This window comes from Roseburia sp. CLA-AA-H209 (assembly GCF_020687575.1).
GTDB classification, from domain to species: domain Bacteria; phylum Bacillota; class Clostridia; order Lachnospirales; family Lachnospiraceae; genus Roseburia_C; species Roseburia_C amylophila.
In genome coordinates this window covers 15,340-37,023 of sequence record NZ_JAJEQU010000011.1, presented here as the reverse complement: position 1 = coordinate 37,023, position 21,684 = coordinate 15,340, and the positions used below count along the sequence as shown (strand labels likewise).

Below are 21,684 nucleotides of genomic sequence, written 5' to 3'. Positions count from 1 at the left end.
CTTTTTTTCATTGAGTCAATACTTTCTATCAAAAATGAACCAAAAGTACCACAAAATCTCTCAAAAATTGTGTCGTTTTCAGGATTTTTAATTTGATATCGTTCTTATAAAGTAAAAAAAGAGACGTAACTTACACTTCTGTAAATTACATCTCTTTTATTTTACCTAATCGTCAGATTCTTCTGCCCAATCAGCTAATCTTATTTATAAAGCTCAACTAATCTTAACAGATGTTCATAACGAGCCTTTGCAGCTTCCTCAGATGCTTTGAACAGTTTTTCTGCTCTGTCTGGGAAGGAACGTGTTAATCTGCTGTAACGTGTCTCGTTATTTAAGAAATCCTGGTAAGATCCATCACCTGGCTTAGAAGTCAATGTGAATGGGTTCTTTCCTTCTGCTTTCAATGCCGGGTTGTATGAGAATAAGTTCCAGTAACCTGCTGCTACTGCTTTCTTCATCTCATCCTGGCAGTGGTTCATTCCACCCTTAACACCGTGTAACTCACATGGAGCATATCCGATGATAAGTGAAGGTCCGTTGTATGCTTCTGCTTCAGCAATTACCTTAACAGCATTTGCCATATTTGCACCAAGAGCGATCTGTGCTACATATACATAGCCGTAGCTCATAGCGATTTCTGCAAGGCTCTTCTTTCCAACTTCTTTACCAGAAGCAGCGAACTGACAAACCTCACCGATGTTAGAAGCTTTAGAAGCCTGTCCACCTGTATTAGAGTACATCTCTGTATCGAATACCATTACGTTTACGTTCTCACCGGAAGCAAGTACATGGTCTAATCCGCCGAAGCCGATATCGTAAGCCCATCCATCACCACCGAAGATCCATACAGACTTCTTAGCAAGGTAATTCTTCTTATCTAATGCATCCTTAGCATCCGGGCATCCTGCTGCTGCAGCTTTCTCTAACTCAGCAACTAATGCTTCTGTTGCAGGTGTATTAGCTTTTGTATCATTCTTAGTCTCTTCGAACTTGTCAAATGCAGCCTTTAATTCTGCGCTTGCTTTATCAGACTCAGCACATTTCTTAGCGCTTGCAATTGCCTGCTCACGAAGAACTTTCTGTCCGATTTCCATACCAAAACCATGCTCAGCGTTATCCTCGAATAAGGAGTTTGCCCAAGCCGGACCTTTCTTGGAATCTTTGTTTACTGTATATGGTGATGTTGCTGCAGGACCGCCCCAGATAGAAGAACATCCTGTTGCATTGGAAATATACATATGCTCACCAAATAACTGAGTAATCAAACGAGCGTAAGATGTCTCTGCACAACCTGCACAAGAGCCTGAGAACTCAAGCAATGGCTGATTGAACTGGGAACCTTTAACGGTATTGTCTGCCGGCATACCAGGTTTCTTTCCAACGTTTGCTACTAAGTAATCGAATACTGGCTGCTGATCTGCCTGTGATTCCTGAGGAACCATTTCGATTGCGCCTACTGGACATACCGTAATACATTCGCCACATCCCATACAGTCTAATGGGGATACGCTCATTGTATATTTGTACTCGCCAGCCTTTGGCTTTGTATCAGCAAGTTTTGTCTGCTCTGGAGCAGCTTTTACTTCTGCTTCGTCTAACATGAATGGACGAATGGTTGCATGTGAACATACGAATGCACACTGGTTACACTGAATACATTTCTCAGCATCCCATGTAGGAACGGTTACGGCTGTACCACGTTTCTCATATGCTGCTGCACCATGTTCGAACTGTCCATCCGGATTCTTTGCAAATGCAGATACCGGAAGGCTGTCTCCGTCCATCTTGGAGATTGGCTCCATTAAGTCTCTTACCATCTTAACAGTCTCAGGACGTCCGGTTAATTCCTTCGGAGTTGGATCTGCTTCTGGGTTAGACCAGGATGCTGGAACTTCAACCTTATGTACTGCGTCTACACCAGCGTCGATAGCTTTGTAGTTCATTTCTACGACAGCGTCACCCTTCTTACCGTAGGATTTCTTAGCTGCTGCTTTCATGAATTCTACTGCATCGTCGATAGGCATAACGTTTGCAAGTTTGAAGAATGCAGACTGTAAAATTGTGTTGGTACGTTTACCCATACCAATTTCAATTGCTTTGTCAATTGCATTGATTGTATATAACTGAATGTTGTTATCAGCAATGTATTTCTTTGCTTCAGCATTCAGATGATGAGCTAACTCTTCGTCTGACCACTGGCAGTTAATCATGAATACTCCGCCTGGTTTAACATCCTGGGCCATCTTGAATCCTTTGGTTACATAAGATGGGTTGTGGCATGCTACGAAGTCAGCCTGGTTGATGTAATATGGGCTCTTGATTGGCTTGTCACCGAATCTTAAGTGGGAAATTGTTACACCACCGGTCTTCTTAGAGTCATACTGGAAGTATGCCTGGATGTATTTATCTGTGTGGTCACCGATAATCTTAGTAGAGTTCTTGTTAGCACCTACAGTACCGTCTCCACCAAGACCCCAGAACTTACACTCTACAGTTCCTTCTGCAGATGTGATAGGTGCTGGCTTAACCTCTGGTAAGCTTAAGTTTGTAACGTCATCTACGATACCTACTGTAAATCTGCTCTTTGGAGCATCTTTTTCCAGTTCTTTGTAGATAGCGAATACAGATGAAGGAGGAGTATCCTTAGATCCTAATCCGTAACGGCCGCCGCATAATACAACGTCGTTTAATCCTGCTTCACGTAATGTTGTAGCTACGTCTAAGTATAATGGGTCTCCTAATGCTCCTGGCTCTTTTGTTCTGTCAAGAACAGCAACTTTCTTTGCAGTCTTTGGAAGAACTTTTAATAAGGAAGCAGATACCCAAGGACGATACAGACGAACTTTGATTAATCCGACTTTCTCTCCTGCTGCTGTTAAGTAGTCGATTACTTCTTCTGCTACGTCACAGATAGATCCCATTGCTACGATAACACGGTCTGCATCTGCTGCTCCATAGTAGTTGAATAAGTCATAATCTGTACCAAGTTTTTCATTGATTTTGCCCATGTATTTCTCAACGATAGCCGGTAACTCATTGTAAGCTGTATTACAAGCTTCACGATGCTGGAAGAAAACGTCTCCATTTTCATGAGAACCACGCATAGCTGGATGCTCTGGGTTTAATGCATGCTCACGGAATGCTTTTACAGCGTCCATGTTGCACATTTCTTTCAAATCTGCGTAATCCCATTTCTCGATTTTCTGAATCTCATGAGATGTACGGAATCCATCGAAGAAGTTGATGAATGGAACTTTTCCTTCAATTGTTGCAAGATGAGCAACTGGGCTTAAGTCCATAACTTCCTGTGGGTTTGTCTCACATAACATAGCAAAACCTGTCTGACGACAAGCATATACGTCACTGTGATCACCGAAAATATTTAAGGACTGGGTTGCAACGGTACGTGCTGACACATCAAATACACATGGAAGCTGCTCTCCAGCGATTTTGTACATATTAGGGATCATTAATAAAAGACCCTGGGATGCAGTAAATGTAGTGGTTAAAGCACCTGCTGCAAGAGAACCATGTACGGCACCTGCTGCTCCTGCCTCTGATTCCATTTCTACGACTTTAACCTGATTTCCAAAGATATTCTCCTGACCTGCTGCGGACCACTGGTCTACGGAGTCAGCCATTGGACTGGACGGGGTAATAGGATAAATAGCTGCAACGTCTGTGTATGCATAAGCTACATGAGCTGCTGCTGTATTACCGTCCATTGATTGTTTTGCTCTGGACATTATTTATTCCTCCTTATTTAAATAAAAAACTTATGTCTTATCGACCTAAATCACATTTTAGCATTTTATTTGTCGATTATCAAGATTATGGACTGTACGAAATGAAGAACAATCATGAATTTCTTCTATAAGAAGTTTTAGTTGCTTTTCCACTGTTTTTCTAGTATGATACGAATTGGTGCATAAGCATGAAAGCACCGTAAATTCAAAGAGTCAGGAGATTTGATTATGATAAGTGCAAACAATGTAACTTTACGAATCGGGAAGAAAGCCTTGTTTGAAGATGTAAATATTAAATTCACGGAAGGCAACTGCTACGGTCTGATTGGTGCCAATGGTGCCGGTAAATCTACTTTCTTAAAGATTTTATCCGGACAATTAGACTCCACCAGCGGCGATGTGGTTATTACACCGGGACAACGTCTTTCCTTCCTGCAGCAGGACCACTTCAAATATGATGAGTACTCCGTTTTAGATACCGTTATCATGGGAAACAAACGTCTCTATGATATCATGAAGGAGAAGGATGCTATCTATGCAAAAGAGGATTTTTCCGATGAAGATGGTATCCGTGCCAGTGAACTGGAAGGCGAATTTGCTGAAATGGACGGCTGGAATGCAGAATCCGATGCTGCCATGTTATTAAATGGTCTTGGCATCCCGACAGAAGACCACTACACCACTATGCGTGACCTTCCGGGTGCTACCAAGGTTAAGGTGCTCTTAGCCCAGGCATTATTCGGTAATCCAGACATTCTGCTCTTAGACGAGCCGACCAACCACTTAGACTTAGATGCCATTGCATGGCTGGAAGAATTCTTAATCAACTTTAACAACACTGTAATCGTCGTATCCCACGACCGTTACTTCTTAAATAAGGTATGTACTCATATTGCCGATATCGATTATGGCAAGATTCAGTTATATGCCGGTAACTACGATTTCTGGTATGAGTCCAGCCAGCTTCTTGTTAAGCAGATGAAAGAAGCCAATAAAAAGAAGGAAGAAAAGATTAAAGAGTTACAGGAGTTCATTTCCCGTTTCTCTGCGAATGCTTCCAAATCCAAACAGGCAACTTCCAGAAAACGTGCCCTTGAGAAAATCGAGCTGGATGAAATCAAACCTTCCAGCCGTAAATATCCTTACATTGATTTCCGACCACAGCGTGAAATCGGTAATGAGGTTCTTACCGTAGAGGGGCTAAGCAAAACTATCGATGGCGTAAAAGTATTAGACAATGTATCCTTTATCTTAGGACATGATGATAAAGTAGCTTTTGTCGGAAGCAACGAGCTTGCCAAGACTACCCTCTTTAAAATTCTTGCCGGTGAAATGGAGCCGGACGAAGGAACTTACAAATGGGGTGTTACGACTTCCCAGTCCTATTTTCCGAAGGACAATACCGAAATCTTTGATACTGACCTTGTTATCACAGACTGGCTGACCCAGTATTCCGAGATCAAAGATGCTACTTATGTACGTGGTTTCTTAGGAAGAATGCTTTTCGCCGGTGAAGATGGCATGAAGAAAATGAGAGTCCTTTCCGGAGGAGAAAAAGTGCGTGTACTGCTCTCCCGTATGATGATTCAGGCTTCCAATGTCTTAATCTTAGATGAGCCTACCGACCACTTAGACATGGAGTCCATTACCGCATTAAACAACGGTCTGATTAAATTTCCGGGTGTTGTACTCTTCGCTTCCCGTGACCACCAGTTCACACAGACCACTGCCAACCGCATTATGGAGCTTCTTCCAAATGGCGGACTCATTGATAAGATTACCACTTACGATGAATACTTAGAAAGTGATGAAATGGCAAGAAAACGTCAGGTTTACTCCATGAGTGAAGAAGACGAGAAGGATAACTAAAAATAGCTTTTAAGATAGAAAGCAGGTGTTCCAATCGGAACACCTGCTTTTTTGCTTTACCGAAAATTGCTTTCCTGTAACACACGTTTCTTGCTATTTGCATATATTATTTATACCTGACATTTACACCGTCATTATGCGAATCATAATTATTAACCGGTCACTTAGGTTGTCGTATTATAAATCTCGCCGGTATTATAATTGTAGGTATATGTACCTGTATTACCATATGTATTGCCCTTGGATGCTTCCCGTTCTGCATAATAATCTGCTAAAGATGCTTTTGCAGATACCTGATATCCATAGGAACCATTTCCATTGAACAAAGATTTTACCAAAGACATATTTGCCTTCTTAAAAGTATCCTCATCAATACTGAGTTTGTTATCTACACCAACGGTAATTCCAACCTTAGAAAGTAACTTTTCATTGGAATCCGTAGTCCGAACCATGGAAGAAACTGCATTGAGAATTCCATTGGTATTGGAATCTTCTGATTTCTTCAGCAGGTTATTGTAGCTGTCTACGAAAGCACTTACTTTCTTATAAATTGCGTCTTTATCATAATCTGTTGTGGTATTACCCTTTGCATCGGTTGTTGTTACTTTGTTAAATACAGACTTCTTGGTCTTATCCAGTAAAGCATCGGATGCACCCTTCAACTCTTCCGCAGCATCTTCAATTTTTGCTAATGTCTTAGTATCATCCTTTGCAGTAGACGTTGAAGTCTTCTTGTTTGTCTCTACAATCTTGCTGGCAGAATCATTTCCACCATAATATGCCTTCATCAGTTTAAAATAGGAACCGGTACGAATTGCAGAATAATCAGCAATATTAATTCCTAACAAACCGCTGTTTGAAGTTCTGCTTCCATTTGATAATCCGGAAAACAATGTGTTAATTGAATTTGAATCATAATTTGAAATGCCTATCATATAATCACTCCTTTGATATCTGATGTGTAACATCCTTGTCCCACGTCTGCCTATTGTTAAGGCTATTATAGCATTTTAGGCACAGGATTGCAATATTGTGTAAAATTCACAACTTTTTATGTGATTTTTTTCATCTATTGTAACTTTTCACAAAGTTTTTATGGTTTGTTCATAGTTTTGTCATATTTATAGCATACTATAGAACCATCAAAAGAAACTCATGTTTTTAGATATATTTTTTCATAATAGCCTCGGCATCCGAAAGATGTCGGGGCACTCCTCATTTTAGGAATAATTTTTTATGTTGGCTGGATACCATGTTGGCAATTCGAAGAATAACAGGATTTCATGGGGTTCTATGTTGATTCGACATGAAATACCTGCAGTTCTTAGCACATATTTTTCTTGATTACAAAATGTCTTTCCGTTGCTTTGACTGACTATCCGCACTGTCCGCCAAAGACGGATGTTACACAAGATTTATAAGGGGCACTAAGAATTTCGAAACATATTGTGTTTTGCCCGGCAACCGGTGCAAATTCACATCCATGTTCAGATTGCACCTCGCCGGCACATCCTGTGCCGGCGTTGCCGGTTGCAATACGAAATTCTAAGTGCCCCTAATAAATTGTGTCATACATCCGTCCTTTTGACGAACCGTGCGGATAGTTTGTCAAACATTGGAAAGACACTTTATATTGTAAAAAGAAAAATATGTGATTTAGAACTGCGGTATTTTATGCCTGACATAGAAACCTGTTAAATCCTGCAATGCTTTGTTATTCAACATTATTGGTATCAAGTCAACATTAAAATCCATCCTACAAATTCTCAATCTGCCAGTCTATCGATGCCACTCCATGCTCTTCTAAAAATGCATTCGCCTGTGAGAAATGTTTGCATCCGAAGAAACCACGGTATGCCGAAAGCGGGCTTGGATGAGGTGCTTTTAATATCAGATGCTTCGGATTGGTAAGCATCGGAATTTTGCTCTGTGCCGGTCTGCCCCACAGCATATAGACAACTGGTCGATCCTGGGCATTGACCGCCTGGATAATGGCATCCGTAAAATGCTCCCATCCTTTGCCCTGATGGGAGTTCGCCTGATGTGCACGGACGGTCAGAACCGTGTTCAATAATAATACACCCTGCTTTGCCCATTTTTCCAGATAACCATTGTCAGGGATATAGCAGCCAAGGTCATCCTGTAGTTCTTTATAGATGTTCTGTAAAGATGGTGGAATCTCTTTCTGATCCGGCAGTACGGAAAAACTAAGACCATGTGCCTGATGTTCATTATGGTATGGATCCTGTCCCAAAATCAGCACCTTTACTTCTGAAAGCGGTGTCAAGTGCAAGGCATTAAAGATATCATCTGCCGGTGGATATACCACATGGGTGCTGTATTCTTTTTTTACAAAATCATATAAATCTCTGTAATATGGCTTTTTAAACTCGGCAGATACACTGTCCAGCCAGTCATTGGTAATCATTGCCATAGTTTTATCTCCTTACTGATACCCCGCGACCTGCAAGATAATTCTTAAGGTCCATAATTTCAAGTTCTTTATAATGGAATAATGATGCTGCTAGTGCTGCATCTGCTTTACCTTCTGTCAAAGCTTCATAGAAATGCTCTTTCGTTCCGGCTCCACCGGAAGCAATGACCGGAATAGATACATTTTCTGCAATCTGTCTGGTCAGTTCCAAATCGTAACCGGCTTTCGTGCCATCACAGTCCATACTGGTCAAAAGAATTTCTCCGGCTCCAAGCTTCTCGACTTTCATTGCCCATTCTACCGCATCAATACCTACATCAATTCTTCCGCCATTTTTATAAATGTTCCAGCCGCTGCCATCTTCTCTTCTTCTCGCATCAATAGCAACAACCACACACTGACTTCCGAATTTGTCTGCCGCATCACTGATTAACTGTGGTGTATTAATTGCAGAAGAATTAATGGAAATCTTGTCCGCACCTTCCCTAAGCAGCACTTTAAAATCTTCTACACAGCGGATTCCTCCGCCTACGGTAAATGGAATAAATACATTTTCCGCTACACGTCTTACCATATCTACTACTGTATTACGGTTATCCGAAGATGCTGTAATATCTAGAAATACCACTTCATCTGCTCCGGCTTTATCATATGCTGCCGCAATTTCCACTGGGTCACCGGCATCTCTTAAATTCACAAAGTTCACACCTTTTACAACTCTTCCATCATTGACATCCAGACATGGAATAATTCTCTTGGTAAACATTATTTCACACCTCCCTGTAATGACGCAAAGTTCTTAAGTATCTTCAGTCCAACGGAGCTGCTCTTCTCCGGGTGGAACTGGCAGGCAAAGATGTTGTCCTGCTCCACAGATGCATGAATAGTGACTCCATATTCCGTAGTTGCTTTTACAATTTCTTCATGCTTTGCCTGTAAATAATAAGAATGCACGAAATATACATAGGCATCCATCGGCACATTCTGAAACAGTCTTCCATTATTCTGTAAATGCAGGGAATTCCAACCGATATGCGGAATTTTCAGCCCATAAGTATCCGGGATTCGCACAATTTTTCCCTCTAAAAGCCCAAGTCCCTCTACTCCTTCTGACTCTTCGCTTCCTTCAAACATTAACTGAAGTCCGAGGCAGATTCCAAGGAATGGCACTTTTCTTTCACAGACTTCATGGATGACCTTGTCCAGTTCATAGCGTTTCAGATTATCCATTGCCACACCAAAAGAACCAACGCCCGGTAAAATCACCTTATCTGCCTGTTCAATGGTATGAAAATCTCTTGTAATTACGCTTTCCTCACCCAGATATGCTAATGCTTTTTCCACACTCTTTAAGTTTCCTGCATCATAGTCAATAATTGCTATCATAATGTTCTCCTATTCCAGTCCTGCTGCTGCAAGTATCCCCTGAATTGCCTTTGTATAATCTGTTCTCTTTGTCATCGCATGCAATTCTGCTGCCTTTTCCTCCGATACACCAAAATGGTCTGATAACTGCTGCAAAATCTGATTCTTCAGTCCTGCCATTTCGTCTGTTATCTCATATTCCTGAGCCAGGTCTGCGCCATCTACGCATCTGCCATATCCACGAATCAGTGCGTCTAAAGCCATCTCGTTTTCATTGATTCCGCTTAAGCTCTCATAAGACTGATATTCTCTCTGTATGGAAGCCAGCACCTGTGCCTTCTTATAGAAATTCTCGTCTTTTCCCTTTACAGAAGAACCAGCTATGGTCTGGAATGCTGTTACATAGGAGCCGCTTGCAAAATCATCCTTTGCCTGCTGCATGTCCTGTCCATACTGCAAATTGGAGCTTCCCAGCAAAATCAAAATAAGAATGGAAAGTGCCATAATAAAAATCAGAATAACCGGCTTCTTTGGAAGAGGCGGCGTACGGTCTATTTCTTTTGGAGGCTTCTCTTTCTTTACCTTTGGTGCCTTCTCCTTCTTCGCCTTTTCCTTCTTTTCTTTTTTCTCTTTCTTGCCCTTCTTACCGGCTCCCTCGTCTGCATCCATCTCTTTTAAGATTTCTCTATTTTCGAATGAAATGCTGCCAAGGCTGTCATCTTCTGCAATCTTTGTATCATCCTCTTCTTCATCCGGTCCAAATAAAGCGGACATAATTTTACTGAAGAATCCCTGTTTTTTTCTCTTTTCCTTTGCTTCCTTTAAATCCTTTAATTCTTCGATACTTCCAAGGCGTTCAAATTCATCCTGGACCTCACTGTCCTCATCTTCTGAATGCTCTAATTCTTCTCCATTTTCATCTGCTTTCAGCAAATCGCCGATATCGGATAAGTCAGCATCTCCGGATAACATATCCATAAGATTAATGGCATCATCATCTTCTGAAAGAAGCGGTTCCTCTTCCTCAGATTCTGTCTTTGATGCTTCCGGTATCTCCGCCGCCGAATCTTCATCCAGCGTATCAAAGAAGCCCAGCGTCTCTTCTTCCCCGGAAGCATCATCTTCCGGTGTTTTCGACGTATCCGGGTGTTCTTCCTCTCCGGAATCTCCAACCTTCTTCCGGACCGCATCCATGATATCATTCACATCTTCCATCATATCTGATGCTGCAGACCCATCTGTTGCCATATCTGTGGTTCCTGATGAGATTGACTCCGAAGCTTTCTCGACATCGGATGTCTTGTCTTCATTGACATCAATATCTGCCTGATTTGATGCCTCTTCGTCTAATTCCATTTCGAATTCCTGCAGGAAATCATCTGCTGCTCCTGTTGCCAGCTCCTGTTCAAATTCACGCTGGAATCCTGTGCCGGAGTAGTCCTCGTGCTTCTTTTCCACCGGCTTTTTCTCCCGTTCTCTTGGCTTTGCAGCTTCTTCATTCATTGATTGAATCAGATTCTCGATATCCTTCTTATTATTTCTTCTGTTAGCATCTGAAACTGAATTCAGCAAATCGTCCAGATAATCTTCACTCTTACTCAAATTTATACCTCCATGTATCCAAGTTGCCTGTATATCTGCTTACAGGGTCTGCCACAACATCTCCCAGCAGATGCCGGACAGCGTAAAGGAAAGGGATGTGATGTAACATCACACCCCTTTGTCTGCGTTCTTTCCTTACTTTCCAGTCTGGTCAATCAGTCTGTCGATAGCCTGTACCAGACTTCCAATCTCCGGTTTAGTCAATTGGGCGTCTGCTCCGAGTGATTCACCTTTTCTTCTCATTTCATCATTTACCAGGGAAGAGAAAATGATTACCGGAATATCATGCATGTTATCGTTCTCTTTTACCAGTTTTGTTAACCGGTGTCCGTCCATCAATGGCATCTCGATATCTGTAATAATACAATGTACTTTATCTTTTACATTGCCGGCTTTCTCATAAGCACAAAGCTTGTCCCATGCTTCCTGTCCGTTCGTATTGACATTCAGGTTGGTATAACCTGCTTTCTTCAGACAATCTGTAATCAATTTACTTAATAATGGGGAATCCTCTGCGATCATAATCGGGGAATCATTACGGTTACGATTTTCCAGATGCTCTACATCAGATACCTTAAGTCCTGTTTCCGGGCTGATATCAGAAATAATTTTTTCAAAGTCAAGAATAACAATCAACTGTCCATCCAGTTTAATGACTCCGGTTGATACACCCTTGTCCTGGACATTAATTGTTGCATCCGGTTTGATAATCTCTGACCAGGAGACACGATGAATTCCAATAACCTGATCTACATGGAATGCAATATTTAATTTATTAAAGTTTGTGATAATAAACAAACCTTTTCCTTCTTCATCCTGCATACCAAGGCATCTTCTCAGGCTGATTACCGTCAGCATGGTATCTCGTGGCATAAAGATTCCTTCCACACTCGGATGTGCATTTGGTACCGGGGTTACCGGCTGATAGGATAAAATCTCACGAATCTTCGCTACGTTAATTCCGTAATGATTATCCCCTAAAGTAAACTCCAGCACTTCCAGTTCGTTCGTACCATTTTCTAACAGAATATTTGTCTCCATTTATGTTTTCCTCCCAAGGTCATTTCTTAGAATATTTCTATTTCGAATTATAACATAATATCACATAAAAATGCACCGTTTTTTTACAATTCTCTAGATATTTTTACCATTTTATAGATTACAGGTCTTATGTACCGTGTTTTCGACTACTTCCAGAGAGATTTTACTCAAATCTTCCGGTGTACTTTCCGGCACCTCAAAGAGTAAAACCGTATCTGTACCACTTCCTGCTTCAATAGTTCCCTGATATGTTCCAAAGTCATTTAACAGAATTGTGACCTGTGCAACAGCTTCCACGCTGTCATTTAACGTCACGCGGAATGACACCTTGCGGCTTAACATATCACAAGCTACTGCTTCCGTTCCAGCATTCTCTAAATGAAAATGTAAAACCAGGTATTTATTTCCGGCATCCGGCTCTACCATATAGGATGAATTCTGCTGATAAACTGTTGCAAATTCCGCACCGGTGTACTGCGTATCAATACCCGGTATTGCTACTGCATCGTTTAAGGACACACTGTTGTCCGATGCCGCATTCTCCGGAGTTCCTGTTGCATCTCCACCTTCTGATGACATCTGCTCAGTGGAATCCGGCTGTTCCACAGCCTCGGTATCTGCAGTCTCTGTTGTCTCTTCACTCTTCGATAGTCTTACAATTCCATCCTGCCGCTTTATATTATACTTTGATACTACATGTGCTGCATAATCTACAATTGTCTGTTCTTCCTGCTCCGTTAATTCAATCGGCTGCTCTCCGCATCCACCTAATAATAACGCAGCCAACAGCACACATGCCGTTGTTTTTATCTTTCTGTCCCTCATAGGCACTCCTTAACTTATCAATCTATTCCTATGTTAGCATTTTTCCGGCTTTCAGGCAATAGTTATTTCACATTCTTCCTCGTTATCATCGCAATTGCTGGTGTCTAATTCTATCCAGAATTCCACACCATCCTCATGGTTAATGACTCCGCACTGCTGATGCATGGAATCCATAATTGCTTTTACAATGGACAGACCAATTCCGCTGCCTCCATAAGCTCTGGTTCTTGCTTTATCTACCTTATAGAATTTAATCCAGATATTATCAATGTCTTCTTCCGGAATCGGCTTTCCTGTATTAAACACGCTGACTCTTACTACATCCTGCTTACATTTATAAGAAATTTTAATCCGGTTTTCACCTTCCAAATGGTTGATTGCATTGCTCAGATAATTGGTTATAACTTCTTCTATCTTAAATTCATCCGCCCATACAAAAAGCGGCTGCTCGTCAAATTCCAGAATAGCTCCCTTCTGTTCTAAGATAATGGCATTACTGGCAGTTACTCCACGTATCAGTTCGGTGATATCAAACCGTTCCATCACAATAGCATCATTCCCAAATTCCAGCTGATTCAAAGTAAGAAGTTTCTTTACCATGCGGTTCATCTTCTCTGCTTCATCTGTAATGACCTCACAATAGAAATTTCTGCTCTCCGGATCGTCCTGCACACATTCCTGTAAGCCTTCTGCATAACCCTGAATCAGTGCCAGCGGTGTCTTTAACTCATGTGAAACATTTGACAGGAAATCTTTTCTCATCTCGTCAATCTGTTCCTTCTTTTCGATATCTATCTTCAATTCATTATTGGCACTCTTTAATTCCGATATGGTCCGCTCTAAGATTTCCGATAGCTGATTCATATGCTCGCCCAACTGTTCAATCTCATTATCTCCCTTGACCTCATACTTCGCATCAAAGTCGAATTCTGCCATTTTCTTGGATATATCTGTAAGCCGCAGAATTGGGTTAGTAATACGGCGGGTAACAAAAAAAATGATAATACCACTCACTATTACCGCAACAACTCCTACATCCATCAGCAGACGATTAGACACCTGCGCACTTTCCTTGATACTTTCCAACGGAGTTCTCGCCAGCAAAAGATTACCATCTGCCAGGGTTCCCCAGAGAATCAGATAATCCGACTCCAGTCTGGTATCCTCTTTTTCTCCCATGACATAATTGTCGGTTGCTTTCAGTACTTTCATATTAAGATGCATATCATCATTCTGCACACTTGCCATGATAATTTCCATAAACTGCATCCTGAGATTTTCCACACCATTGGTAGAAGAACGCACTACTGTACCATCGGATGTAATAATTAAAATCGTCAGGTTACCATTGGAACAGATTTTTTCAAAATCTATATCATAATCTGATGTATTTAAGATTCCCTGTTCACTGGCCGCATTTATCTGCTGAAACCCATTTTCCAGCACTTCCTGTTTATAGCGGGTATAATAGCCTTCCAGCAGGGTAACATTAAGAAGCCAGCACAGTAATACCGTGCCGGCCACTAATCCAACGATAGTCAATGTAATCTGCGTTGTAATGGAATGCTGTTTTTTCTTATTCTTTGCCATATATCTTCCACCTTATCACATTCTATTGCGGTGCATCAATGTCCAGCTTATAGCCCATACCCCAGATTGTCTTGATATAATCCCCTTTTTCGCCCATCTTGCTGCGCAGCTTTTTCACATGGGTATCGATGGTTCTGGCATCACCGAAATAATCATAATTCCATACATGATTCAGAATTTTCTCACGGGATAAAGCAATTCCCTTATTCTCCATGAAATATGCCAGAAGCTCAAATTCTTTATAGCTCAAATCAATATTTTTGCCGTCAATTGTTACCATGTGGGCAGCCTTGTCCATTACAATGCCACCTACTTCCAGCACATCATCTTCCGTATAATTGCCGGTTCTCCGCAAAATTGCCTCTACCCTTGCCACCAGGATCTTCGGGCTGAATGGTTTACTGATATATTCATCCACACCAAGTTCAAATCCCAAAAGCTCATCACTTTCTTCACTCTTGGCTGTCAGCATGATAATCGGTGTCTTGGAACTTTCCCTGATTTCCCGGCATACATCCCAGCCGTTCATCTTCGGCATCATAACATCCAGAATAATCAATGCAATATCTTTATTTTTATAAAATACATCTAAGGCTTCTTCTCCGTCTCCTGCCTCTAACACTTCAAAGTTCTGTTTTACTAGGAAATCCCGCACCAGCTTACGCATACGGCTTTCATCGTCTACCACCAGAATTTTACGTTTTTCCATATTTGCTTCCCTCTTCTTTTTTCTATAGTTTAACGGATAAATATGTCAAATTTGTGTTCTTCTGCGATTTAATTCTGCTTTTCCAAAGCATCCAGTGCCGCTTCTCTTTCATCCAGTTCCTGTTCCCACTCTTCATATTTATTAATGATTTTCGTCTCATAATTTAAGATTGTGGTACTGCCACTGGTAAGGCTGATGGCAAACATGGCAATAATAATGATAACCAGCACAATATTCACAGAAAGTAAGATGCGGCAGCGCTTCTGTAATTTCGTTTCCTGTTTTTCCTCTGAATTTTTATCAGCATTTTCATTCTGGTGCTCACCAGATTTTTCTTTGCCAGCTACATGGTCAAGGTCTAAGCCCATATCTTTCACCGGAATACCTGGTATTTCGGATGCATCCACCCCGGGCAGTCCTTTCAGATAATCCTGCAGTTCTTTTAGATAGGCATATCCTATCGGTGTATGGAACAATTCCTGAGCCATGATTCTCTGGTAGATTTCCTGTACCATCTGTGGATTATCCATATTCATATTATCATGTATGTACTGGATTCCTTCCACTTCCTTTTTTGCCAATTTTGCCTGATCTTCATTTTCAAATACGAATCCACTTACTTCCCAGACTTTGCCATCTAATTCTTTTTGTTCCATATTTCCTCCTGCAATTTACAATCCCAGAAAAGTCTTTTTATAAAATGGTGCAACCTCACCAATCAGCTCCATTGCCTTTTCGTCTGCTTCATGCATATCAAGACGCATATAGCCAAGGGACGGCTTTACAGCTTCAGCAATTCCTTCAAAGACGCTCTTTCTCTCACCCTTAAACTCTACAACCAGCAAATAACTAATGTCATCCTTACGTTCAATCTTCGTTACCAGATATGCTTTCTTAATATTCTTCTGTTTCTTCATATATTCACTGAGTATCTGTTTCAGTTCATCCGCCTCCGCAATTGGCTCACCAACAAATACACCCGTTTTCTTTTCAACAAGATTGCCAGATGCCATCTCAGCTTCCTGCCTCTTATAGCGTTTGAAATAACCTATAATAATTTTCTTCCGGTTCTCTTCTACCCGAAGTTCCATACTGCCCGGATTGATTACAAAATCTCGCTCTCCTGCAATCTTCATCAGCTGGTCAAAACTGACTTTCTGTCCCTTCCATTCCTTTACATTATAAATCTTCTGGAAACTCTGCCAGTCTGTATACACCGGCATCCACTGTGCTCCATTGCTATCCTGTAACAATGCAAACTGAAGGGCTGTTCCCTTTTTTCCGTCTGCATCCTTTTCCTCCTTCGGGTCCTCTACCACTTTTACCGGACATAAGAATTCCCCACGGACTACCTCTTTTAACATACGGTCACATAAGAACTGCTCCGCACGTTTCCACTGTTCATCTTTCTTTTCTTCAAATAAAATCTGTCTGTGTCTTGCCATTGCAAGAATCAGAGCCGGATTTACGACCGGAATCTGTGCTTTGGAAAGCTCGGAAAAATCCGGTGGTGGAAGCAAGTCATCTCTTTTTAATCTGCAGGAATAGCTTCCCACATCCAGTATCAGATCTTCCATACCCCACCAGTGGAGGTTTGCCCAGAAGAACATCTGCTTGTCTCCTCTGATTCCTTTTAATTCCAGTTCTACATTCTGCTCTTTATAATGTTCTATTGCCTTTTGGGCAAATTCTTTCGTTGAAAAGATTAATACACTTCCATCCCCCATAACACGCGGGTAACCGGTATGCTTGTCCCATGCGCAGTAAAGCTCTTTGCATCCCTTTATTTTATCTGCCAGAATCTTGTTAAACACTTCTATCTTCTTTAAAAAGTTATCTGCCACAAAGGTTTTCTTCTTATGATGTACTTCTGCAGAACGAATCAGAAATTCCAGTTCCTCTAAAGTAAGCTTTGCAAGCTCCTGTTCATCCGGCATTTCATAATTCAAAAGATGGGTCTCTAATAATTCTTCTTTACGCTCTTTACTAATTTCCATGTTCTTCTCCTATATCTTTCCTTAAAACAATCACGTTATTTCTATTTTAATATAAAAATGCTATAAAGTAAAATAGAATCCTTCCGGATTCTACTTTATCTTTCACGCAGTTTACATCAGTTCTTCAATGACTCCTGTTTCATTGTATTTTCTGCAGTCAATGACACGCTGATTGGAAGAACCTTTGAATTTTAATGTAATATCATATAGCTCTGCCACATAAGGGCCATCCACCAGCACATCGATTAAGGATAATAATTCTTTCGTATCCTCGGTATATCTTCTTCCCTCCGGTACCAAATCCTTATCCAGTACATATCCGGTATATGCCCATATGTCTTTTTCCGGATGTTCCGTCCGCACCCGCTTGATAAATGGAAGCAGTGCATGCTGGTTTTCCGGTTCAAAAGGGTCTCCTCCCAAAAGAGTCAGTCCCTTGATATAGGGAGATTCCAAAGATGCAAGAATTTCATCTTCTACTTCTTTTGTAAATTCCTCTCCATTTTTAAAGTCCCATGTTTCCGGCTGAAAACACTCTTTACAGTGGTTCCGGCAGCCGGATACAAACAGCACCGTTCTTACACCGGTGCCGTTCGCAATATCATTATATTTAATCGCTGAATAATGCATTTTCTTTTCACTTTCTTTTTATAAGTGAAGTACACGCTCCTTGATTTCCTGGGTTCTTCCCTGATTCCAGAACTGGGAACCAATATAACCACAGGTACGTCTTGCCACGTTCATCTTATCCTGGTCACGGTTGTGGCAATGCGGGCACTCCCATACTAATTTTCCATCATCATCTTTTACAATCTGAATCTCACCATCATAGCCACATACCTGGCAGTAATCACTCTTGGTATTTAACTCTGCATACATGATATTCTCATAGATGAATTTCATTACAGATAAAACAGCCTCCAGATTATCCTGCATGTTCGGAACTTCCACATAGCTGATTGCTCCACCCGGTGAAAGTGCCTGGAACTGGGATTCGAATTTCAGTTTGGTAAATGCATCGATATTTTCGGTTACATGCACATGATAGCTGTTGGTAATGTAATTCTTATCGGTAACACCCGGAATAACTCCGAAACGTTTCTGTAAACATTTTGCAAATTTATAGGTGGTAGACTCAAGCGGTGTTCCATATACGGAGAAATCAATATTTTCTTTCTCTTTCCACTCCTTGCAGGCATCATTTAACCGTTGCATTACCTTTAAGGCAAATGGTGTTGCTGCCGGGTCGGTATGTGGTTTTCCAGTCATATATCTGGTACATTCGCAAAGTCCTGCATAACCCAGTGAAATAGTAGAATATCCACCATATAAAAGCTTGTCTATGGTCTCGCCTTTTTTCAGACGGGCAAGTGCTCCGTACTGCCAGAGAATCGGTGCCACATCAGAAGGTGTTCCCTTCAGGCGGTTATGACGCGCCATCAATGCACGGTAGCAAAGGTCCAAACGCTCATCAAATAGCTTCCAGAATTTTTCAAAATCTCCGCCGGAAGAGCATGCCAGATCTACCAGATTCAAGGTTACCACGCCTTGATTGAAACGACCGTAGAACTTTGGCTTGCCATCTTCATCATGATATACGGTAAGGAAGGAACGGCAGCCCATACAGGTATAGCAGTTGCCATCTTTTAATTCCTTCATTTTCTTCTCAGAAATATAATCCGGAACCATACGCTTTGCAGTACATTTTGCTGCTTTCTTGGTCAGATAATAGTATTCCGAATCCTCATGGATATTATCCTCTTCCAATACATAAATCAACTTTGGAAATGCCGGTGTAATCCATACGCCATCCTCATTCTTAACACCCTGATAACGCTGGTCTAGCACTTCCTCTATAATCATGGCAAGGTCTTTTTTCTCCTGCTCATTCTTTGCTTCGTTCAGATACATGAACACGGTTACGAATGGGGACTGTCCGTTGGTAGTCATCAGGGTTACTACCTGATACTGGATAACCTGTACGCCCCGCTCGATTTCCGCATGAAGTCTTCTTTCCACAATGCTGTTAATCTTCTCTTCGCTCAGCTCCACATCGCTCTCTTTTAATGTCTGCACCAGCTCTGCATGAATTTTCTCGCGGCTGATCTGGACAAATGGTACTAAATGTGCCAGTGAAATACTCTGTCCGCCATACTGGGAGCTTGCCACCTGAGCAATAATCTGGGTTGCAATATTACACGCTGTAGAGAAAGAATGTGGCTTGTCAATTCTGGTTCCGCTGATAACGGTTCCGTTCTGTAACATATCCTCTAAATTTACCAGATCACAGTTATGCATATGCTGTGCAAAATAATCTGCATCATGGAAATGGATAATTCCCTGTTCATGTGCCGCTACAATATCCTCCGGGAGAAGGAATCTTCTGGTAATATCCTTACTCACCTCACCAGCCATATAGTCACGCTGCACGCTGTTTACGGTTGAATCCTTATTGGAATTCTCCTGTTTTACTTCTTCATTATTACATTCAATCAGACTTAAAATCTGTTCATCCGTAGAGTTGGATTTACGTACCAGGGCACGTTTATAGCGGTAAGTAATGTATTTCCGGGCAACAGAAAAAGCCCTCTTGTCCATTAACTGATCCTCCACTAAGTCCTGAATATCTTCTACATTCAGGGCATGGTTGGCATCCTTACAGGAATCCTCTATATATTGTGCAATCTCCTTAATCTGGTCTGCAGTCAATCGTTCCGCTTCCACCACCTCATGGTTCGCTTTATTGATTGCAATAATAATTTTTGAAATGTCAAAAACAGCCTCTGCGCCGCTTCTTTTAATGATTTTCATTGAAATCCTCTCCCATAAAAAAATAGTCTATTCGCATAAAATCGGCACAAAACTGTACTAGATTTTGTGTCGAATCTCTTCAACGCATATACAGTATACCATATCTTGTGTTTTACGCAAGGGGAATATACAAGATTCATGAAATTTTTTCAGAAAAAATTTTTTAGAATTTAACGCTTTTTTCATAATCTGGACAATTATTTTTCACAAAATCCGGGTATACTACAAATATCAATAGAGAACAGGTTCATCCCCCAATGTCTTGTCTCTCTATTTGATAAAACTTTTTTCATAAATTTTCATAACTCCCCTTTGTACCCCCGCAGTGCTGTGGGGGTATTACCTTTGTAAAACCATTTTTCAGACTGTAAAAACCCCGTCTCAAATATCAATGCGATATCGAAACGGGGCTTACTTCATTTTTAATCTATTTTTTAGAAATCTACTTCTGTGTCATAGTAACAGCATTTCAGCAGTTTTTCCATTTCTTCCTGACTTGGCTGTCTTGGGTTGGAGCCGGTGCAGGCATCCAAAATTGCATTGGCTGCAATCTCAGGCAGTCTCTCTAAGAATACTTCTTCCGGTACAAAGCCCTGCTCAGCCGGATAGCTGTCCGGTCCGTAGTTCTTAATACAGTGCGGAATATTCAAGTCATCATTCATCTTACGCAGGTACTGGATTAAAAGTGCGACTTTCTCGTCCAGTGTCTCTCCGCCAAGCTTCATAAAATCTGCAATCACGCCATAACGTTTCTTTGCAGTCTCATCCTTTGCATTAAATGCAATAACCTTCGGCAGATACATGGCATTAGCTGCGCCATGAATAATATGTGCACCGTAGTCGGCAAATGCGGCACCGGTCTTATGTGCCATAGAATGTACGATTCCAAGCAGTGCATTGGAAAATGCCATTCCAGCCAGACACTGGGCATTGTGCATGGCATCACGTTTTGCCATATCTCCGTTATAGGAATCAATCAGATCATGCTGAATCATCTCAATGGCATGGAGTGCCAGCGGGTCTGTAAAATCACTGTTTGCAGTTGAAACATACGCTTCGATTGCATGTGTCATCGCATCCATTCCGGTGTGGGCTACCAGTTTCTGCGGCATGGTCTCTGCCAGTTCCGGGTCAACGATTGCTACGTCCGGTGTAATCTCAAAATCCGCAATCGGATATTTGATTCCCTTCTCATAATCCGTAATAATAGAAAATGCAGTTACTTCTGTTGCTGTTCCTGAGGTAGAAGAAATTGCACAGAAATGTGCTTTCTTTCTTAATTTCGGAATTCCAAATACCTTACACATGTCTTCAAAGGTAATATCCGGATATTCATATTTAATCCACATTGCTTTTGCAGCATCAATTGGTGAACCACCACCGATTGCTACAATCCAGTCCGGCTTGAACTTCTCCATAGCGGCAGCACCCTTCATCACGGTCTCAACAGATGGATCCGGTTCAATTCCTTCAAACAGTTCCACTTCCATACCTGCTTCTTTCAGATATGCCTCTGCTTTATCCAGGAAACCAAACCGTTTCATGGAGCCTCCACCAACACAGATCATTGCGCGCCTTCCTTCAAAGTTCTTCAGTGCCTCCAATGCACCTTTGCCGTGATATAAATCTCTTGGTAATGTAAATCTCTGCATTCGTAATACCTCCTTGATAATCATTGTATGTTTACTGATATAT

General features: G+C 41.4%; 16 protein-coding genes. 1 reads left to right on the top strand and 15 read right to left on the bottom strand.

What is annotated here, in order from left to right:
• Positions 1 to 200: 200 nt before the first annotated feature.
• A complete protein-coding gene (gene nifJ / locus LKD41_RS10840) occupies positions 201 to 3,746 on the bottom strand; it encodes a pyruvate:ferredoxin (flavodoxin) oxidoreductase (protein ID WP_118056889.1) in 3,546 nt (1,181 codons plus the stop codon).
• Positions 3,747 to 3,974: 228 nt separating this feature from the next.
• Between nifJ and LKD41_RS10835 the strand changes: the two genes are divergently transcribed.
• Positions 3,975 to 5,615 carry an ABC-F family ATP-binding cassette domain-containing protein gene (locus LKD41_RS10835; protein ID WP_227701173.1) on the top strand — a complete coding sequence of 547 codons (1,641 nt, stop codon included), beginning with the start codon at positions 3,975 to 3,977 and terminating at the stop codon, positions 5,613 to 5,615.
• Positions 5,616 to 5,779: 164 nt separating this feature from the next.
• On the opposite strand, the gene LKD41_RS10830 is transcribed toward LKD41_RS10835, so the two are convergent.
• The 14 genes from LKD41_RS10830 to LKD41_RS10765 form a co-directional block, all read right to left on the bottom strand.
• On the bottom strand, positions 5,780 to 6,550 hold the full coding sequence (locus tag LKD41_RS10830; protein ID WP_227701172.1) for a flagellar filament capping protein FliD: 771 nt from the start codon (positions 6,548 to 6,550) through the stop codon (positions 5,780 to 5,782).
• Positions 6,551 to 7,371: 821 nt separating this feature from the next.
• Positions 7,372 to 8,049 (bottom strand): uracil-DNA glycosylase, encoded by a 678-nt coding sequence (locus LKD41_RS10825; protein ID WP_227701171.1) that lies wholly within the window; start codon positions 8,047 to 8,049, stop codon positions 7,372 to 7,374.
• Positions 8,050 to 8,053: 4 nt separating this feature from the next.
• Positions 8,054 to 8,815 (bottom strand): imidazole glycerol phosphate synthase subunit HisF, encoded by a 762-nt coding sequence (gene hisF, locus LKD41_RS10820; RefSeq protein ID WP_022242430.1) that lies wholly within the window; start codon positions 8,813 to 8,815, stop codon positions 8,054 to 8,056.
• Positions 8,815 to 9,435 (bottom strand): imidazole glycerol phosphate synthase subunit HisH, encoded by a 621-nt coding sequence (gene hisH, locus LKD41_RS10815; protein WP_022242429.1) that lies wholly within the window; start codon positions 9,433 to 9,435, stop codon positions 8,815 to 8,817. Before hisH ends, hisF begins: the two co-directional genes overlap by 1 nt.
• 9 nt (positions 9,436 to 9,444) lie before the next feature.
• Positions 9,445 to 11,016, bottom strand: coding sequence for a hypothetical protein (locus LKD41_RS10810; protein ID WP_022242428.1), 1,572 nt, complete (start codon positions 11,014 to 11,016; stop codon positions 9,445 to 9,447).
• A 135-nt stretch (positions 11,017 to 11,151) separates the two neighbouring features.
• Positions 11,152 to 12,057, bottom strand: a complete 906-nt coding sequence (locus LKD41_RS10805) for a chemotaxis protein (RefSeq protein ID WP_022242427.1) — start codon at positions 12,055 to 12,057, stop codon at positions 11,152 to 11,154.
• A 111-nt stretch (positions 12,058 to 12,168) separates the two neighbouring features.
• Positions 12,169 to 12,882 carry a DUF4352 domain-containing protein gene (locus tag LKD41_RS10800; RefSeq protein ID WP_227701170.1) on the bottom strand — a complete coding sequence of 238 codons (714 nt, stop codon included), beginning with the start codon at positions 12,880 to 12,882 and terminating at the stop codon, positions 12,169 to 12,171.
• Positions 12,883 to 12,933: 51 nt separating this feature from the next.
• Positions 12,934 to 14,472, bottom strand: coding sequence for a sensor histidine kinase (locus LKD41_RS10795; protein ID WP_227701169.1), 1,539 nt, complete (start codon positions 14,470 to 14,472; stop codon positions 12,934 to 12,936).
• Between the two features lie 22 nt (positions 14,473 to 14,494).
• Positions 14,495 to 15,181 (bottom strand): response regulator transcription factor, encoded by a 687-nt coding sequence (locus LKD41_RS10790; RefSeq protein WP_022242424.1) that lies wholly within the window; start codon positions 15,179 to 15,181, stop codon positions 14,495 to 14,497.
• A gap of 68 nt (positions 15,182 to 15,249) precedes the next feature.
• Complete coding sequence (locus tag LKD41_RS10785) at positions 15,250 to 15,837, bottom strand: hypothetical protein (RefSeq protein WP_227701168.1); 588 nt, start codon at positions 15,835 to 15,837, stop codon at positions 15,250 to 15,252.
• A gap of 15 nt (positions 15,838 to 15,852) precedes the next feature.
• Positions 15,853 to 17,178 carry an enhanced serine sensitivity protein SseB gene (locus tag LKD41_RS10780; RefSeq protein ID WP_117946718.1) on the bottom strand — a complete coding sequence of 442 codons (1,326 nt, stop codon included), beginning with the start codon at positions 17,176 to 17,178 and terminating at the stop codon, positions 15,853 to 15,855.
• A gap of 111 nt (positions 17,179 to 17,289) precedes the next feature.
• A complete protein-coding gene (nrdG, locus tag LKD41_RS10775) occupies positions 17,290 to 17,808 on the bottom strand; it encodes an anaerobic ribonucleoside-triphosphate reductase activating protein (RefSeq protein ID WP_117698216.1) in 519 nt (172 codons plus the stop codon).
• 18 nt (positions 17,809 to 17,826) lie between these two features.
• A complete protein-coding gene (gene nrdD / locus LKD41_RS10770) occupies positions 17,827 to 19,989 on the bottom strand; it encodes an anaerobic ribonucleoside-triphosphate reductase (RefSeq protein ID WP_227701167.1) in 2,163 nt (720 codons plus the stop codon).
• Positions 19,990 to 20,423: 434 nt separating this feature from the next.
• A complete protein-coding gene (locus tag LKD41_RS10765; RefSeq protein ID WP_022242640.1) occupies positions 20,424 to 21,641 on the bottom strand; it encodes an iron-containing alcohol dehydrogenase in 1,218 nt (405 codons plus the stop codon).
• Positions 21,642 to 21,684 lie beyond the last annotated feature (43 nt).

Excerpts from the sequence above, each read along its gene's own strand:
- nifJ (WP_118056889.1), bottom strand. The coding sequence starts at position 3,746 with ATGTCCAGAGCAAAACAATCAATGGACGGTAATACAGCAGCAGCTCAT.
- LKD41_RS10835 (WP_227701173.1), top strand. The coding sequence starts at position 3,975 with ATGATAAGTGCAAACAATGTAACTTTACGAATCGGGAAGAAAGCCTTG.
- LKD41_RS10830 (WP_227701172.1), bottom strand. The coding sequence starts at position 6,550 with ATGATAGGCATTTCAAATTATGATTCAAATTCAATTAACACATTGTTT.
- LKD41_RS10825 (WP_227701171.1), bottom strand. The coding sequence starts at position 8,049 with ATGGCAATGATTACCAATGACTGGCTGGACAGTGTATCTGCCGAGTTT.
- hisF (WP_022242430.1), bottom strand. The coding sequence starts at position 8,815 with ATGTTTACCAAGAGAATTATTCCATGTCTGGATGTCAATGATGGAAGA.
- hisH (WP_022242429.1), bottom strand. The coding sequence starts at position 9,435 with ATGATAGCAATTATTGACTATGATGCAGGAAACTTAAAGAGTGTGGAA.
- LKD41_RS10805 (WP_022242427.1), bottom strand. The coding sequence starts at position 12,057 with ATGGAGACAAATATTCTGTTAGAAAATGGTACGAACGAACTGGAAGTG.
- LKD41_RS10800 (WP_227701170.1), bottom strand. The coding sequence starts at position 12,882 with ATGAGGGACAGAAAGATAAAAACAACGGCATGTGTGCTGTTGGCTGCG.
- LKD41_RS10795 (WP_227701169.1), bottom strand. The coding sequence starts at position 14,472 with ATGGCAAAGAATAAGAAAAAACAGCATTCCATTACAACGCAGATTACA.
- LKD41_RS10790 (WP_022242424.1), bottom strand. The coding sequence starts at position 15,181 with ATGGAAAAACGTAAAATTCTGGTGGTAGACGATGAAAGCCGTATGCGT.
- LKD41_RS10785 (WP_227701168.1), bottom strand. The coding sequence starts at position 15,837 with ATGGAACAAAAAGAATTAGATGGCAAAGTCTGGGAAGTAAGTGGATTC.
- LKD41_RS10780 (WP_117946718.1), bottom strand. The coding sequence starts at position 17,178 with ATGGAAATTAGTAAAGAGCGTAAAGAAGAATTATTAGAGACCCATCTT.
- nrdG (WP_117698216.1), bottom strand. The coding sequence starts at position 17,808 with ATGCATTATTCAGCGATTAAATATAATGATATTGCGAACGGCACCGGT.
- nrdD (WP_227701167.1), bottom strand. The coding sequence starts at position 19,989 with ATGAAAATCATTAAAAGAAGCGGCGCAGAGGCTGTTTTTGACATTTCA.
- LKD41_RS10765 (WP_022242640.1), bottom strand. The coding sequence starts at position 21,641 with ATGCAGAGATTTACATTACCAAGAGATTTATATCACGGCAAAGGTGCA.